The following is a 14,683-nucleotide window of genomic DNA, read 5'->3' as shown; positions in this document are numbered from 1 at the left end:
ATGGGCTCGGCGCCCCGCATCGCCGACGCTGCCACCGGCAAAGGAACGGCTCCTTCTCACCGCAGGAGCCATCGCATTCATCATCGGGAGAGAGACAAAATGCGCGCGATCGTACTGGACGGATTCGGTGGTCTGGACAAGCTCGTCTACAAGGACATTCCCGAGCCGGCGCCCATGGCGGGTCACGTCGTCATCCAGATCAAGGCCTTCGGCGTCAACCACGCCGAGATGCATATGCGCCGCGGCGAATGGGCCGAAAACGCCGATGTGATCGGTTTGGAGTGCGTCGGCATCGTGAAATCCTGCCCCGGCGGCGAGTTTCCCGTCGGCGCAAAGGTTGCGGCGATGATGGGCGGCATGGGACGTACTATCAACGGCAGCTATGCGGAGTATACGCGGGTGCCGGTCGACGTCGTCACGCTGATTAACGTGGATATGCCGTGGACCGAACTCGCGGCGCTCCCGGAGAGCTACGCGACAGCCTGGACGTGCCTCTTCCGCAATCTCGAGATCGAAAGAGGCCAGACCCTGCTGATCCGCGGCGCCACATCGGCCTTCGGGCAAGCGGCCATCAATCTCGCCGTCGACGCGGGCGTGAAGGTCATCGCGACGACGCGGCAGCGGGCACGTTTCCCGATCCTCGAAGCGCTGGGCGTGAGCCGCTGCGAATTCGAAGGCCCGGATCTCTCGAAGCGCCTCCCCGAAACCGGCAAGCTCGATCGCGTGCTGGATCTCGTCGGCAACAGCGTGATCGTGGATTCGCTTTCGATGCTTCCGCGCTATGGGCGCGCCTGCATCGCCGGCTGGCTCGGCGGGCTCGCTCCGGTGAAGGACTTCAATCCACTCGCGCAGATGAACAGCGGCGTCTACCTGACGTTCTTCGCAGCCTTTCATTTCGGCTTGCCCGATTTCCCGCTCTCGGACGTTCCACTGCAGCTAATCGCAGAGAAAGCTGCATCCGGTCGCTTCAATGCCAAGCCGACCCGGGTTTTCAAGTTCGATCAGATCCGCGAGGCGCACCGCGTGATGGAAGCGAACGAGGCCGGCGGAAAGATGGTCATCGAAATCGCGTGAGACCTACTGCCGGCTTTGGCTCTTACTGCGGGTGCGTCAGAGCGATTTCGGAATATTGGAAGAATACTCCTGAGTTGCCCGACGTGTCAAGTTGCCTGATCGAACCCCTGCCGCCGGCTACTTTGCATGGGGTTGTTTTCCAGGTTTTGGCAGCGCGCCCCCTGCGACGGGCTCGTCGCGCTTCAGTGCCGCTTGAAATACTGCACCTCGCGCTCGTGCTTCTCGGCGGCGGCGCGCGACTTGAAGGTGCCGAGATTGCGGCGCTTGCCGGTCTTCGGATTGACCTTGCGGGAATACAGCCGGTACTCGCCCGAACTCAGCTTGCGGATCATGACATCACCTCGCCGCTGGCTTTCGCCTGTCAACGACACGAAGCGGCGAGCGTTCCAGCGGAGTCAGAAGCAGAGATCGGTCACGGCGTTGCCGCGCTTGTCCTTCAGCACATAGGGACAGCGGGCGCGCTCGAGCGCCTTCTTGGCGTCCTCGTCGCCGAGCGCCGCGGCGCGCTGGTAATAGGCCTTTGCCGCGTCGCCATCCTTCGGTCCGCCGCGGCCGGCCTGCGCGAAGGCGCCCATCCGCTCCAGCGCGCCGGGATGGTTCTGCGCCGCGGCCTTCTCGAACAAGGCGCGCGCCGCGACGTCGTCTTGCGCGCCGCCCTTGCCTTCCGCCAGCATCATGCCGAGCTGATACTGCGCCTCCGCATTGGTCTCGGCGGCCTTGGCGAGCAAGTCGCGCGCCCGCGCCGGGTCGGAGGCGGAGCTGCCGCCGAGCGCGGCAAGATTGCTGACGCCGCGCGCGTTGCCGGCCTGCGCGGCGCGTTCGAACAGCTTGCGCGCCTGCGCCTCATCCTTCGCGACACCGGCGCCGGTGCCGTAGAGCACGCCGAGCTCGACCATCGCCGAGGTCGAGCCCTTGTCGGCCGCCTTGCGCCAGGCACCCGCCGCTTCCGCGGTCTGCCGATTGGCGGCGTAGGCGCGGCCGAGTTGATACATCGCGCGGCGCGAGGACTTTGCGGCGACCGCGCAATATTTGATGGCGGTCGCGATATCCGCCGTGGCGATCTCGGCCACGCCCTTCACATCGGCCGGCTTGTCGGGGTCGGTGGGATCGGCTACGACGCGATCGCACAGCACGAGGTCGGCCGACTGCGCGTGCGCCAGCGCCGGCGCGACCAGCACGGCGGCAACGACAACGGCATGGAACGGTTTGATCATGCGCGGCAGGTTGCTTCGCAGGCCGGGCAAATTCAAGGCTCGAGCCCGGTCTCGCGCAGCACCGGCGCAACCTCGACAGACGACAGATAGCGCAGCAGACGATCGGCGGCATCGGCGCGTTGGGAAGCCGTCATGCGGCCGGCGGAAAACACCGCCGGTGTCTGCAGGTCCAGCGGAATCGGACCGATCACCTCGATGCCATCGACCTGCTTCAGCTCGCTGATCTGCTGGACCGCGAGATCGGCCTCGCCGGTGACGAGCTTTTCCGCGGTAAAGCCCTGCGGGATGATCACCGCGCGCGCATTGATGTCGGCCGCGATGCCGAGACGCTCGATCAGCCCCGCGAACAGGATGCCGCTGGCGCCGAGCCGCGAATAGGCCACCGCCCGCGCGCCGAGCAAGGTCGCGCACAGCCCGGCTTCGGTCGCGATGTCGGGATGCGCGGCGCCCGCTTTGACCGCGAGCCCGACATAGGAGCGCGCGAGGTCCGTGGCGCTCTCGGCAGCAACGCGGCCTTCGCCGATCACCTCGTCGAGGCCCTCGCGGGTCAGGATCACGAGATCGGCGCCCTCGCCGCCACGCAAACGCTTGAGCAGCGCCAGCGTCGGCGCGAAATCGGCATCGATCCGCACGCCGCTCGCGGCCTGATAGGCCGCGGCGAGCCGGGTGACGGCGCCCTTCAACGCCAGGGTCGAGAGCACGCGCACGCTTTCCATCGCTTACAACCGCCGCATCAGTTTGAGTGCCGCCGTGAGGCGGAGGCTGCGCTTGCCGGCAAGCGCGGTCGCATCGAGCACGGCGCCTTCCGCGTCGCAAGTTCCTGCGAAGCCGATCCCGACCTCGTGGCCGCCGAAGATCGGATTCTCGCCCACCGCCGAGGTGTGCTCCTGGTTCAGGATCTGGCCCTTCCAGCGGCCTTTCCCTGACGTATAGCTGCCGAGATAGTAGAAATGCGCATCGCCGCCGAGGATGCGGCCCCTGTTGAGCAGCATCACGCCGGTCAGCACGCCATCGACGCCGTCGAGCATGCGGATGTGGATCGAGTAGAGGCCATCGACGACGCCGCCCTCGCCGACAGCGCCGGGAGGCGGGATCTCGTCTTCCGTGATCGGCGTCATCACCGACTGGAACGGCACGCCGGGCAATTCCTTCAGCTCGCCCTTGAAGCGGAGCAGCACGCCGTCCGCGCGGCCCCTTGCGATCAGCGTCGCATCGTCGGTGCCGGCCATGGCGCGATAGTTCGGATCGGGGTTGTGGCGGACGGTCTTGATCTCGGCCGCGACCTCCTCGCCGTCGATCTCATAGCTGCCGATATGGGCGAAGGCGGAGTTGCCGCCGAGCATCCTGTCGTCGCCGACATACATCACGCTGCGGCCGACCGCGCCGCCCAGTTCGAACCGGACCTTGTAAAACCCATCAAACAAGCGCCGCGTCCCCGGCAGCAGAAATACCGTCGTTGTCTAGCGCGGTTCATAACGCGGCGAAACCTGCTTTCCACCCGGGGCGGCATGACGGGGCGCCGTCAAAACGCAAAAGTCCGCCAGAGCTTTCGCCCTGACGGACTGGATTTGCGGGTCCCCCGAAGGGGTCCGGGAGGACGCTTAGGCTGCAGCCTTCGCGCCGGTCGGGACCTCGGAGATCGTCTTCAGGATTTGCGAAGCGATCTGGTAGGGGTCGCCTTGCGAGTTCGGACGGCGGTCTTCCAGATAGCCCTTGTAGCTGTTGTTGACGAAGGAGTGCGGCACGCGGATCGAAGCGCCGCGATCGGCCACGCCATGGCTGAACTTGTTCCAGGGCGCGGTCTCGTGCTTGCCGGTCAGACGCTTGTCGTTGTCGGGGCCGTAGACGGCGATGTGGTCCATGAGGTTCTTCTCGAAGGCCGACATCAGCTTCTCGAAATACTCCTTGCCGCCGACTTCGCGCATGTACTTGGTCGAGAAGTTGGCGTGCATGCCGGAGCCGTTCCAGTCGGTGTCGCCGAGCGGCTTGCAGTGGAATTCGATGTCGATGCCGTAGCTCTCGGTGAGGCGCAGCATCAGGTAGCGGGCCATCCACATCTGGTCGGCGGCGGTCTTGGAGCCCTTGCCGAAGATCTGGAATTCCCACTGGCCCTTGGCCACCTCGGCGTTGATGCCTTCGTGGTTGATGCCGGCGGCGAGGCAGAGGTTGAGATGCTCTTCCACGATCTTGCGGGCGACGCTGCCGACGTTCTTGTAGCCGACGCCGGTGTAGTACGGGCCCTGCGGCGCCGGATAACCCTCCTCCGGGAAGCCGAGCGGACGGCCGTCCTTGTAGAAGAAGTATTCCTGCTCGAAACCGAACCAGGCGCCGTCGTCATCCAGGATGGTGGCGCGCTTGTTGGACGCATGCGGGGTCTTGCCGTCGGGCATCATGACTTCGCACATCACCAGCACGCCGTTCTCGCGCGCGGCGTCGGGATAGCAGGCGACCGGTTTCAGCACGCAGTCAGAGCTGTGGCCTTCAGCCTGCTGGGTGGACGAACCGTCAAAGCCCCACAGCGGAAGCTGCTCGAGGGTCGGGAACGACGCGAACTCCTTGATCTGCGTCTTGCCGCGCAGGTTCGGCGTCGGGGTATATCCGTCGAGCCAGATATACTCGAGCTTGTACTTGGTCATTGAACCTCTCTGTTGATGATGCAAAACCGCGAGGAACCGAAAGCCAGTCGGCCGCCCCACGCGTACCCGGCCACCATCGGCCGCATCCTTCTAAGCAATTAAAATGCCAGTCGCTGCACTGCGGCACCCAGCCTTTCCGCGGATGTCCACAGCGGACATCGCATTTTCTGCTGCGACAAAGGAGCGCGGCTGGCATGCGTCGGGGGCAGCCGGAATCCGCTTTCGGCAGCCGCCGACCGCCCGATTCTCCGGCAAATCCGCAACCAACCGGCCTCTCCGATTAAAGCTGCGGCACGGTCACGTGACAGTTTGCGCCCCCGAGGCCCGCCGCCAGCAACCATCACGGCCGCTCAAGCGTTGGTCAGGTGCTTGCTGCCTCGCAGGATGCAAACCGGCATTTGCACAAGGATTAGACAGACACTGCCTTCTTCTTGGTCAACTTGCACCCTGCCGGGCGCCGGCCAATATCAAAAGGCCGGTAACCACACGCGAAGGAGTCGGGCGCAGCATGGAGGCTCGCGTTCCGGCCAAGGAGACTTCCAGGATGATCACCACGGGCCAAAATCAGGGATCTGCCAAGATCTATCAATTCCCGGCCGGGGGCCGCGCTGCGCTTGGCGGGCGCCGCTTCGGCGAAACACGGGCGCCGCTCGATCTGCCCGCCCATGTCGAAACCAGCATCTGCAGCGAGAGCTGGTACCATCAGGCCGCCATCGACGAAGCCAAGCCGGGCCGCGATCACTGATGCCGATGCAGCAGTGGGACGGGACGCACCAGCGTCAGACGGCGTCAGAACAGTAGCGAAGGGTCGGAACCAAGCGTTTCGACCCTTTTTTCATGGCCGTTCGTTTCAAGCCAGATCGCAAGCCGTCCACGGCTGCTTGCCGTGCTTCAGGCGGACCAACCCGGCCCGGCTGATCTGGAGCGAGACCCCGCTACCGCTATAGCGCGCACCGGTCAGCGAGAACCGCTTCTTCAGCAGCACCGCCTTGCCGTCGAGCTGCAGGTTCGCGCGCGTGACCCCAGTGAACAATGCAATGAACTGGGTGCCGTCGGCGCAGCGATAATTCCGGAAGGCGGATTGCGCCGATGCCGCCGAGGAACCGATGAGGCCGAAAAGAATTGCACACCCGGCAATGGCGATCCCGCGATAAGTCATATTCTCCCCCTCACGCGCCCGTTATAGACCTGTCTGCGCCCGTCGTGCATCAAGTCGTGCGCCAAGACCTCGTCCGCTGCAACAGGCCCGTCCCATGTCCGAAGCCCCAGCCCGTCATCTCAACCTCGCCGGCGCCAGCAACTTTCGCGACCTCGGCGGCTACCGCACCCAGGACGGGCGCACGGTGCGCTGGCGGCAGATCTTCCGCTCCAACCATCTTGCCCATCTCACCGAACAGGACGTCACCGTGGTGCGCGGACTCGGAGTCAAGAGCGCGTTCGATTTCCGCGGAGTCAATGAGCGGGCCGAAGCGCTGTGCGGGATGAGCGACGTCACGGTGCACTCGCTCCCAGTCGAGCCGACCGTCGTGGCTGCGCTGCGCGCGATCGCCGCAACGCGGGACCTGTCGAAGGACGATGCGGTCGACGTGATGCGGGACTCCTATCGCGGCTACGTGCAGGACAACACGGAGCGCTACCGCACGCTGTTCGCCCACATGCTCGAGGATCGCGCGCCCCTGGTGATCCACTGCACCGCCGGCAAGGACCGCACCGGCTTTGCCTGTGCGCTGATCCTGCACGCGCTCGGCGTGCCTACCGAGGTGATCGCCGAGGACTACCTGCTCACCAACCAGTTCTACAAGCGCGATCCGGCCCACAGCACCGACCTTCCCGATGAGGTGAAGCAGGTGCTCGGTACCGTTCAGGCGGCGTTCCTGAATGCTGCATTCGAGGCCGTTGATGCCGACTATGGCAGCCTCGACGGGTATTTCCGCGACGGGCTCGGGCTTGGACCGGCCGAGCGCAAGGCGTTTGAAGGCCGCTATCTGCAGGCGTGATTAACGCTCGTTAAGCAGCAGCTTCGAGCTCGAGCTCCGCATCGAGATCGGCAATCACGTCCTCGAACGCCGAGATCGCCTGCTGGATTGCTGCGATCTGCATCAACTCCCAGCTGCTCACCGGCCCCTTGCGATTCTGCAACGCCACCACGAGATCGCGCCGCTGCTCCTTAAGCTGAACGAGCGGTAAACCGTGATCCGGAAGATTTCCCATTCGCAAACCCCTACCTTGATCCGAGTCCGCTTCTAAGGAAAGGATTCTGCAATCGACTTACAGAACTGCCGCAAATTTTATCGAACATGGCCACCCCCGTAGTCTTACGTAGTCAGCCTTACGTATTCAGCCTTGTGCGATCACGGTGCGTGCCACCGCCTCGTTGATTGCGCCGAGCAACGCCTGGGTCACGCAATCGGTCGCCCACTCGCTCGTATGAAGATGCTCCGGCGCACCGTCATCGAGTTCAGAAAGCTGAACGCCCGTATCGACCCATTGCTTCATCAACGCAAAGCGACGGAACAAGTTGACCCTCCGGTCTGCGGCGACCTCGGCAATCATCGACATGAACTGGTTGGCGAGCTTGAGCAGGTCAGGCGTGCCGATGATTGCCTGTGTGTATTGCGAGTCCATCACGACGACGTCGATCGGAAGCCCGGTCAGCACGTCGAGCCCTGCCGCGAACGTCGCCTGCACCTGATCGAAATTGTAGTTCCGGTATACGGCGTTGGTGCCCACCTGCCAGATCACCATGACGGGTGCCTCGGCGATGACATCGGCTTCGATGCGCGAGAATTCTTCCGGCGCCTCCTGCCCGCCGATGCCGCGGTTGATGACGTCGATCATCCGGCCGAAGGTCGGCTTCTGGCTTCGCCACGCCATCTCCAGCCGCGGCGGAAACGGCAGAATACGATCAGCTCCCGCGGTCGATGATGATCCCAGCGCAACGACCTTGATCTTGCGCTCGCGCTTGAGCGCTTCCGCCAGATGCGGCATCTCGTGCTGGAACCTGACGAGTTCGGGATGTGTTTCGCATGTCCTGGAAGTCGCCATCGCAAACATCCTTTGCGCGAATGAATTGAACAACACCCGTACTACGGCGCGAAATTCGCAGCATTGCAAATGAATTCCGCCTGATCATAGTGGGCGCTGCCATTTGCTGTCACGGAGACCACCATGAACGGAAAAGCCATCGTCATCACCGGCGCCCTCGGCGCGCTCGGCAAGGTGGTCGCCGACGAAGCGCTTGCGCGCGGCGCGCGCGTCGCGGGCATCGATCACGCCGCATCGTCAGCCGCGGCGACGGCGGAGCGCATCGAACTCGGCGGCGCCGACCTCACGGACGCCGTGCAGGCCAAGGCGGCGATCGACAAGGCGGCCGCGCATTTCGGCCGGCTCGACGGGTTGATCAACATCGCCGGCGGCTTCACCTTCGAAGCCGTCACCGACGGCGATCCCAGGACGTGGCAGCGCATGTACGCGATGAACGTGATGACGGCGCTGAACACGTCGCAGGCCGCGATCCCGCACCTGACCAGGAGCGGCGCCGGGCGCATCATCAATATCGGCGCACTCGGCGCCTTGCAGGCGGCGTCCGGCATGGGCCCCTACGCCGCTTCGAAGGCCGGCGTGCACCGCCTCACCGAGTCGCTCGCCGCGGAGCTCAAGGGCAAGGTTACGGTGAACGCCGTGCTGCCCTCGATCATCGACACCGCAGCCAACCGCGCCGCGATGCCGAAGGCCGACGTCTCCAAATGGGTGACGCCGAAGGAGCTCGCCGACGTCATCCTGTTCCTCGCCAGCGACGCCGCCAGCGCGGTCACCGGCGCGCTGCTGCCGGTGAACGGGCGGGTCTAGAGCCCACGCGTTTCAGGCCGCGCTGTAGCCGCCGTCGACCACATTTGAGGCGCCCGTCATGAAGGACGCCTTGTCCGAGCACATCCACACCACGGCTTCCGCGATCTCTTCGGGCACGCCAAGCCGGCGCACCGGCACCTTGGCGATGATCTCGTCGTATCGTTCGTCCATCGTCTCCTTGGTCATCGGCGTCTTGATGTATCCGGGATTGACGCAATTCACGCGGATGCCGTCCTGGGCATATTCGATCGCCGCGCTCTTGGTCAGCCCGACGACACCGTGCTTGGTCGCGACATAATGGCCCGACGTCGCGAGGCCGATCAGACCGGCGATCGAGGCGGTGTTGACGATCGCGCCGCCGCCCCCCTGCTTGAGCATCTGTGCGACCTCGTACTTCAGGCACAGGAACACGCCCATCAGGTTCACCGAGAACATCTTGGCCACGGATGCCTGCGTGAGTTCGTGAATGCGCTGGCCGGGCGGGCCGACGGAGCGTCCGGCCACGCCGGCATTGTTGAATGCGCAATCGATGCGCCCGAACGCGGCAACCGTGCGCGCTACCATGTTCGCGACATGAGCCTCGTCGGTGACATCGCCCTGGATCGCGATCGACTGGCCGCCGGCGGCGTTGATCAGCGCGACCGTTTCCTCGATCCCCTCCTTCGAGAGGTCGGACACCGCGACGCGCGCGCCTTCGCGCGCCATCGCGATCGCGGTCGCCCGGCCGATGCCGGAGCCGCCGCCCGTCACCAATGCGGCCTTGCCGTCCAGAATGCCTGCCATGAGAAACTCCTAGCGCTTTCCTTCGATTGCGATCTCGACGAGGTACGGCCGCTGCGCCGCGACAGCCGTTGCAACTGCGCCGGCGATGTCGTCGGCCTGCTCGACCCTGACCGCCTCGACACCCATGCCGGCTGCGAGATGCACGAAGTCGAGCGACGGACCGGTGATATCCATGTTCTGATACGGATGCTGGGTGCCGGCTTCGAAGTTCTGGCGCCAGACGTCCACATTGTGCTTGAGGATGCGGTACTCGCGGTTCGCAAGCACCACGAACACGATTGCAAGCTTGTGGTGCGCGGCGGTCCACAACGCCTGGATCGCATACATCGCCGAGCCGTCGCCGGAGATCGCGACGACCGGACGATCCGGCATCGCGACCTTGACGCCGATCGCGCCGGCAATGCCCTGGCCGATGCCGCCGCCGCGACCGCCGAAATAATCGCCGAAGCCGCGATAGTCGAAGGCCCGCGCCAGATCGAGGCTGGCCGTGATGCTTTCATCGACGATGACGACGTTGTCCGGCAGACCGCGGCGCAGCTCCGCGGTAACGCGCGGCATCGAGCTCGGCTGCCGGTTCCAGCTTTTCTCGACGCGCGCGCGATAGGCTTCCTTCTCCCTCGCCTGCAATTCGGCTAGCGCGGCATTGCGGGTCTGCGCTGCCTGCCTGAAGTCCGCGCCTGCCTTTGCGCGCAACGCCTCCGTCAGCTCGCTGAGACTGACGGCGATATCTCCGACGATACCGGCATCAAGCCGGTTGTTGAGTGCGAGGCGCTCGGCTGAGGATTCGATCTGCAGCAACGACGCGCCGTCAGGAATATGGCCATCAGGCGCAAACCAGATGTCCTCGAAGAACGGTCCGCCGATCAGCAGCACGAGATCGGTATCGCCGAGCGCCTTGCGCACCTGCCTGGCGTCGCCGGGCAGCGACTGACGGTAGCTCGGATGGCTGGTCGGGAACGGCGCGTGATGCCGCAGCCCTTCGAACCACACGGTAGCGCCGATCGCTTCGACGAGCGCCACCAGCGCCTGCTCGCCGCCCGATCGCGCCACGTCATCGCCTGCGATGATCGCCGGATTTTTCGACTTCAGCAGCAGCGCGGCCAATGCTTCGATGCCGGCCGGATCAGGGCGCGTCGATCGCCACAGCCGATCCGGCGTCGACGCATCGACCGCGGTCTCCTGTTCCATCACGTCGATCGGCAGCGAGACGAACACCGGGCCCTGCGGCGCGTCGGTTGCCACCTTGAACGCACGCCGCATGATCGGTGCGATCTCGTCGGCGCGCTCGATCTGCACGCTCCACTTCGTCACCGGCGCCGCCATTGCGACGAGGTCGTGGCCGAGCAGCGGATTGTTGAGCCGCATCCGCGTGTCCTGCTGACCGGCTGTCACGACCACGGGCGAATTTGCCTTCAGCGCGCCGTAGAGCGAGCCGATGCCGTTGCCGAGGCCGGGAGCGACGTGCAGATTGGCGACGGTGACGCGCCCCGACGCCTGCGCATAGAAGCTGGCGGCGCTGACCGCGACACCTTCATGCAGCGCCATGATGTATTCGAGCTGCGGGAATGCCGGCAGGCTGTCGAGCAGCGGCGTTTCCGTGGTGCCGGGATTACCGAAGATATGACGCACGCCGTGCGACACGAACGATTCCATCAGCACACGGCGTCCACGCATCGCTTCCTCTCTGTTCCGCTTTTTCGGCATCATCGGCTGCGGAGCTGCCCAAGGCAACCGCGCGAGACGGTTCGCCACCGCGCGGCCCGTTGCGCGCGCCGCATGGCTATAGAGCGCGCAACACCGCTAGATCGTCACGAGTTTCCTGAGCACCGCATGAAACCGGATGCTGCGCTTGCCGGCGAGCGCGGTGGCTTCGCCGATCGCGCCATGTACGTCGTAGGTGCCGGAGAAGCCGATGCCGACTTCCTTGCCGCCGAACACCGGGCGCTCGCCCTGGCTCGGCGTGTGCTCGTGGTTGATCAGTTCGCCCTTCCAGCGGCCGCCGGCGCTCTCGTACGCACCGAGATAGGCGAAATACGCGTCGCCGCCGCGGATACTGCCGTCGTGCAGCAGCATCAGGCCGGTGTTGCCGCCGTCGATGCCGTCGAGCATGCGGATGGTCAGGGAATAGAGGCCGTTGACGATTCCGTCAGGGCCGCTCGGGCGCGCCGGCGGCGCCGCGTCTTCGCTCAATGCGCTCATGACGGCCGTGACCTCGCCGCCGAGCAGCGGCGTATTTCCAGCAAGGCGATAGCCCGTTGCGTCGCGCTGTCCCTGCAAGACGAAGGGCGCCACACCGTCGATCGGCCGGTAATCACCGCCGATATTCCGCCGCACGGTGGCGATCTCGAAACCGGGTTCTTCGCTCGATCCAACGGCGCCGCCGGCAAAGGCATAGCCGCCGTTGCCGCCAAACACCCTGCCGTCGCGCGCCACGACGACACCGCGGCCGAAGCCGCGCCCGCTCGTCACCTCGACCTTGTAGAGCCCGTTCCGCATCGGCGCGATCAGTCTGGAACGAGCAGCCGCAGCTTCGACCTGAAGCGGATGCTCTGTTTGCCGGCGAGCGCGATGCCTTCGGTTTCGGCGGCCTCGTCGGTATAGCTGCCGGTAAATCCTATCGTGACGACCTTGCGCTCCCACACCGGACGCTCGCCATAGGTCGGCGAGTGCTCCTCGTTGGTGACCTCCCCCTTCCATTTGCCGTCAGCGGCCGTGTAGCTGCCATGGGCGAAGAAGAACGAGTCGCCGCCGCGGAGCTGGCCATCACGCACCACCATGACGCCCTGGTTGCCGCCCGAGACGCCATCGAGGAATTCGACGGTAATGTGATAGAGCCCGTTCCGGATCATGAGGTGATGTGCCTTGTCCCGGTTCCGAGAATAGCCGCTGGACCGCGCCCCGGGCAAATACCGCCCGCATCGTGGGGGTCATCCGGGCTATGCTGCTGCAATGAGTCGCGGCTTCACGCGCCGCCGGAGCTTGCCCGTTGGAAACCACGCTTTATCTGCCCGTCAAACGCTTCCTCGAAAAGCTCGGCTTCACGGTCAAGGGCGAAGTCGGCGGCTGCGATCTGGTGGCGCTGAGCGACGGCGAACCGCCGCTGGTCGTGATCGGAGAACTCAAGCTCGCCTTCAATCTCGAACTGATCCTGCAGGCGGTCGACCGCGCCGCCGCCGCCGACGAGGTCTGGATCGCCGCAAAAATGTCCGCTCGCGGCAAGGGGCGCGAGAGCGATGCGCGCTATCGCAATCTGTGCCGGCGGCTCGGCTTCGGCATGCTCGGCGTCACCGATCGCGGCGACGTCGAGGTGCTGGTGCCGCCGCCGACCACCTCGATCAGGCGCAATCCGAAGAAACGATCACGCCTGATCGCCGAGCACAACAAGCGCAAGGGCGATCCGGTGCTGGGCGGCTCGACCCGCGCGCCGATCATGACCGCCTACCGCCAGCAGGCGCTGGCCTGCGCCTCCGCGCTCTCCGACGGGCCGCGCAAGGTGCGCGACCTGCGCGCGGATATTCCAGACGCCGGCAAGATCCTGCTGCACAATGTCTATGGCTGGTTCGACCGCGCCGAGCGCGGCATCTACGTGCTGACCGATGCCGGCCGTGCCGCGCTGAAGCGCTGGCCGCAGCAGCCGGCGGATTTTTCGAGGGCGGAAGCCGCCCCGTAAAACGAGAGGGGGACAAACGTGATCGTGGTCACCGGAAGCGTCACCGCGCGCCCCGACAGTTTTGATGAGGTGCGCCGCCTCAGCCTCGAGCATGTCCATCGCTCGCGCGGCGAGCCCGGCTGCATCTCGCACGCCGTCCATGTCGACTGCGAGAATCCGCTCAGGTTGGTGTTCTTCGAGCAATGGGCCGACCGCGCGGCACTGGCGGCGCATTTCACCGTCCCCGCCTCGCGCGACTTCGTCCGCGCGCTGCAATCCCTGACCGACGGCGCGACCTCGATCGACCTTTACGACGCTCACAAGATCGAGAGACTCTAGTTGCATGGCTGGATTGCCATGCCACATTCATATTGCAATGCAACATTGGTACGCTTACGTATCTCTCGCGATTCAAGAACGAGGCGGCGATGAGCGGAGACTGGAACACCAAGTACGGCACGCGGCGTGTGCGGCATGATCCGCCGACGCTGGAGGAAGCCATCTTCGCGGCCGTCGGCATCACCGATGACGTGGAGGCCCAGGCCGAGATCGCCTCGGCGCTGATGGGTCTGCCCTACGAGGACGTGCTTGCGGAGGTCAAGAAGACCGCGCGCGTCAGCGCCCGCACCGGCACCGCGACCCGCGTGATCGCCGGCGAACAGGGTGCACAGCGCTCCGTCGTGGTCGAGCGCCGCGTGGTGCGCAAGGTCGTGCTCGGCAAGCGCACCGGCACCTGAACCTCACCAACCGCCAGCTTAAAACAAAAGGGCAATTCGCTGAGCGAATTGCCCTTTTTGCTGTGGCTCTCTTCTCGATGTGGAGACGTCAGGCGGCGCGGCCCCAGCCCGACATCTGCATCACCATCCGCCAATAGGCGCGGTTCATGTCGACGATCGCCCGAGCGGCCTCGACCGGCGTGATCGCGGCTGCGGCTGCTGCCGGCTCCGGCTGGTCCTGCTCGGTCAGGTCGATGCTGCCGGTCGACTCGCCGTGACGGAAGGTCAGCTGCGCGCCGAACTTGGTGGCGAGCGCCCGCATCGCATCGTTCTGCGCGCCTGTGGTGATGCGCAGGCAGGTGTAGCCCTTGGCATGCGCCTCGGCGATCAGCTTGCGGAACAGGATGCTGCCGACGCCCTTCCGTCGCACCGACCGCTCCACGCTGAAGGCGATCTCGGGCTGGGCATCCGGCGACTGCTCCGGCGGATGCAGCTCGGCCGCGCCGCGGACCACGCCATCCTCGAAATAGGCGATGATGACGGTACCGTCGTTGGCGCAACGCTCGGCGTAGCGGCGGATGAAACTGTCGTCGATGAAGCCATGAAAGCGATCATGGCGGCTGCTCCGGTCCAGGCGCAGCAGATGATCGCGCAGCAGAGGAAGCTCCTCCTGCTGACTCAACGTCCGCACAGTGCCCTTGGCGGACGGCGGACGGATGGAATCATAGTTCATTTCATAACTCCTCTTGGTAGCCCTCGAGG

Annotated in this window: 20 protein-coding genes; 7 read left to right on the top strand and 13 right to left on the bottom strand. The window is 65.2% G+C overall.

Annotated elements, in window-relative coordinates; translation table 11 throughout:
• Window positions 1–99 precede the first annotated feature (99 nt).
• Window positions 100–1,074 carry a zinc-binding dehydrogenase gene (locus JQ633_RS11525; protein WP_211985140.1) on the top strand — a complete coding sequence of 325 codons (975 nt, stop codon included), beginning with the start codon at window positions 100–102 and terminating at the stop codon, window positions 1,072–1,074.
• A gap of 182 nt (window positions 1,075–1,256) precedes the next feature.
• On the opposite strand, the gene JQ633_RS11520 is transcribed toward JQ633_RS11525, so the two are convergent.
• The 5 genes from JQ633_RS11520 to JQ633_RS11500 form a co-directional block, all read right to left on the bottom strand.
• A complete protein-coding gene (locus JQ633_RS11520; protein WP_211985139.1) occupies window positions 1,257–1,406 on the bottom strand; it encodes a hypothetical protein in 150 nt (49 codons plus the stop codon).
• A 63-nt stretch (window positions 1,407–1,469) separates the two neighbouring features.
• Window positions 1,470–2,288 (bottom strand): tetratricopeptide repeat protein, encoded by an 819-nt coding sequence (locus JQ633_RS11515; protein ID WP_211985138.1) that lies wholly within the window; start codon window positions 2,286–2,288, stop codon window positions 1,470–1,472.
• A 32-nt stretch (window positions 2,289–2,320) separates the two neighbouring features.
• Entirely contained in the window at window positions 2,321–3,004 is a 684-nt protein-coding gene (locus tag JQ633_RS11510; protein ID WP_211985137.1) for a substrate-binding domain-containing protein, read from the bottom strand.
• Between the two features lie 3 nt (window positions 3,005–3,007).
• Window positions 3,008–3,712, bottom strand: a complete 705-nt coding sequence (locus JQ633_RS11505; RefSeq protein ID WP_211985136.1) for a hypothetical protein — start codon at window positions 3,710–3,712, stop codon at window positions 3,008–3,010.
• 177 nt (window positions 3,713–3,889) lie between these two features.
• Window positions 3,890–4,924 carry a glutamine synthetase beta-grasp domain-containing protein gene (locus JQ633_RS11500; protein ID WP_211985135.1) on the bottom strand — a complete coding sequence of 345 codons (1,035 nt, stop codon included), beginning with the start codon at window positions 4,922–4,924 and terminating at the stop codon, window positions 3,890–3,892.
• Between the two features lie 544 nt (window positions 4,925–5,468).
• On the opposite strand from JQ633_RS11500, the gene JQ633_RS11495 reads away from it, so the two are divergent.
• A complete protein-coding gene (locus JQ633_RS11495; RefSeq protein WP_211985134.1) occupies window positions 5,469–5,669 on the top strand; it encodes a DUF2735 domain-containing protein in 201 nt (66 codons plus the stop codon).
• 105 nt (window positions 5,670–5,774) lie between these two features.
• On the opposite strand, the gene JQ633_RS11490 is transcribed toward JQ633_RS11495, so the two are convergent.
• On the bottom strand, window positions 5,775–6,083 hold the full coding sequence (locus tag JQ633_RS11490) for an MliC family protein (protein WP_211985133.1): 309 nt from the start codon (window positions 6,081–6,083) through the stop codon (window positions 5,775–5,777).
• Window positions 6,084–6,177: 94 nt separating this feature from the next.
• Here JQ633_RS11490 and JQ633_RS11485 point away from each other — a divergent pair, with 94 nt between their 5' ends.
• Window positions 6,178–6,921, top strand: coding sequence for a tyrosine-protein phosphatase (locus tag JQ633_RS11485; RefSeq protein WP_211985132.1), 744 nt, complete (start codon window positions 6,178–6,180; stop codon window positions 6,919–6,921).
• 10 nt (window positions 6,922–6,931) lie between these two features.
• Here the strand turns inward: JQ633_RS11485 and JQ633_RS11480 are convergent, their stop codons facing one another.
• Window positions 6,932–7,135, bottom strand: coding sequence for a hypothetical protein (locus JQ633_RS11480; protein WP_139484072.1), 204 nt, complete (start codon window positions 7,133–7,135; stop codon window positions 6,932–6,934).
• Window positions 7,136–7,261: 126 nt separating this feature from the next.
• A complete protein-coding gene (locus JQ633_RS11475) occupies window positions 7,262–7,762 on the bottom strand; it encodes an SGNH/GDSL hydrolase family protein (protein WP_249159212.1) in 501 nt (166 codons plus the stop codon).
• 330 nt (window positions 7,763–8,092) lie between these two features.
• On the opposite strand from JQ633_RS11475, the gene fabG reads away from it, so the two are divergent.
• Window positions 8,093–8,773, top strand: a complete 681-nt coding sequence (gene fabG, locus JQ633_RS11470; RefSeq protein WP_211985130.1) for a 3-oxoacyl-ACP reductase FabG — start codon at window positions 8,093–8,095, stop codon at window positions 8,771–8,773.
• Window positions 8,774–8,785: 12 nt separating this feature from the next.
• On the opposite strand, the gene JQ633_RS11465 is transcribed toward fabG, so the two are convergent.
• From JQ633_RS11465 to JQ633_RS11450, 4 genes are all read right to left on the bottom strand, one after another.
• Window positions 8,786–9,556 carry an SDR family NAD(P)-dependent oxidoreductase gene (locus JQ633_RS11465; protein ID WP_211985129.1) on the bottom strand — a complete coding sequence of 257 codons (771 nt, stop codon included), beginning with the start codon at window positions 9,554–9,556 and terminating at the stop codon, window positions 8,786–8,788.
• A gap of 9 nt (window positions 9,557–9,565) precedes the next feature.
• On the bottom strand, window positions 9,566–11,230 hold the full coding sequence (locus JQ633_RS11460; protein ID WP_211985128.1) for a thiamine pyrophosphate-binding protein: 1,665 nt from the start codon (window positions 11,228–11,230) through the stop codon (window positions 9,566–9,568).
• A 126-nt stretch (window positions 11,231–11,356) separates the two neighbouring features.
• Complete coding sequence (locus tag JQ633_RS11455) at window positions 11,357–12,052, bottom strand: hypothetical protein (protein WP_211985127.1); 696 nt, start codon at window positions 12,050–12,052, stop codon at window positions 11,357–11,359.
• Between the two features lie 8 nt (window positions 12,053–12,060).
• On the bottom strand, window positions 12,061–12,405 hold the full coding sequence (locus JQ633_RS11450) for a GrlR family regulatory protein (RefSeq protein ID WP_211985126.1): 345 nt from the start codon (window positions 12,403–12,405) through the stop codon (window positions 12,061–12,063).
• A 137-nt stretch (window positions 12,406–12,542) separates the two neighbouring features.
• Between JQ633_RS11450 and JQ633_RS11445 the strand changes: the two genes are divergently transcribed.
• The 3 genes from JQ633_RS11445 (at window position 12,543) to JQ633_RS11435 (ending at window position 13,942) form a co-directional block, all read left to right on the top strand.
• Window positions 12,543–13,226, top strand: coding sequence for a DUF2161 domain-containing phosphodiesterase (locus JQ633_RS11445; protein WP_211985125.1), 684 nt, complete (start codon window positions 12,543–12,545; stop codon window positions 13,224–13,226).
• 18 nt (window positions 13,227–13,244) lie between these two features.
• Window positions 13,245–13,544: a putative quinol monooxygenase gene (locus tag JQ633_RS11440; protein ID WP_211985124.1), complete on the top strand. Its 300-nt coding sequence runs from the start codon at window positions 13,245–13,247 to the stop codon at window positions 13,542–13,544.
• An 89-nt stretch (window positions 13,545–13,633) separates the two neighbouring features.
• Window positions 13,634–13,942 (top strand): hypothetical protein, encoded by a 309-nt coding sequence (locus JQ633_RS11435; RefSeq protein ID WP_211985123.1) that lies wholly within the window; start codon window positions 13,634–13,636, stop codon window positions 13,940–13,942.
• Window positions 13,943–14,030: 88 nt separating this feature from the next.
• On the opposite strand, the gene JQ633_RS11430 is transcribed toward JQ633_RS11435, so the two are convergent.
• Entirely contained in the window at window positions 14,031–14,654 is a 624-nt protein-coding gene (locus tag JQ633_RS11430; RefSeq protein WP_211985122.1) for a GNAT family N-acetyltransferase, read from the bottom strand.
• Window positions 14,655–14,683 lie beyond the last annotated feature (29 nt).

Origin of the sequence: Bradyrhizobium tropiciagri (assembly GCF_018130505.1) — a bacterium.
GTDB classification, from domain to species: domain Bacteria; phylum Pseudomonadota; class Alphaproteobacteria; order Rhizobiales; family Xanthobacteraceae; genus Bradyrhizobium; species Bradyrhizobium tropiciagri_B.
Note: the sequence above shows the minus strand (reverse complement) of the source record. Positions and strands in the feature narration are given on the sequence as shown.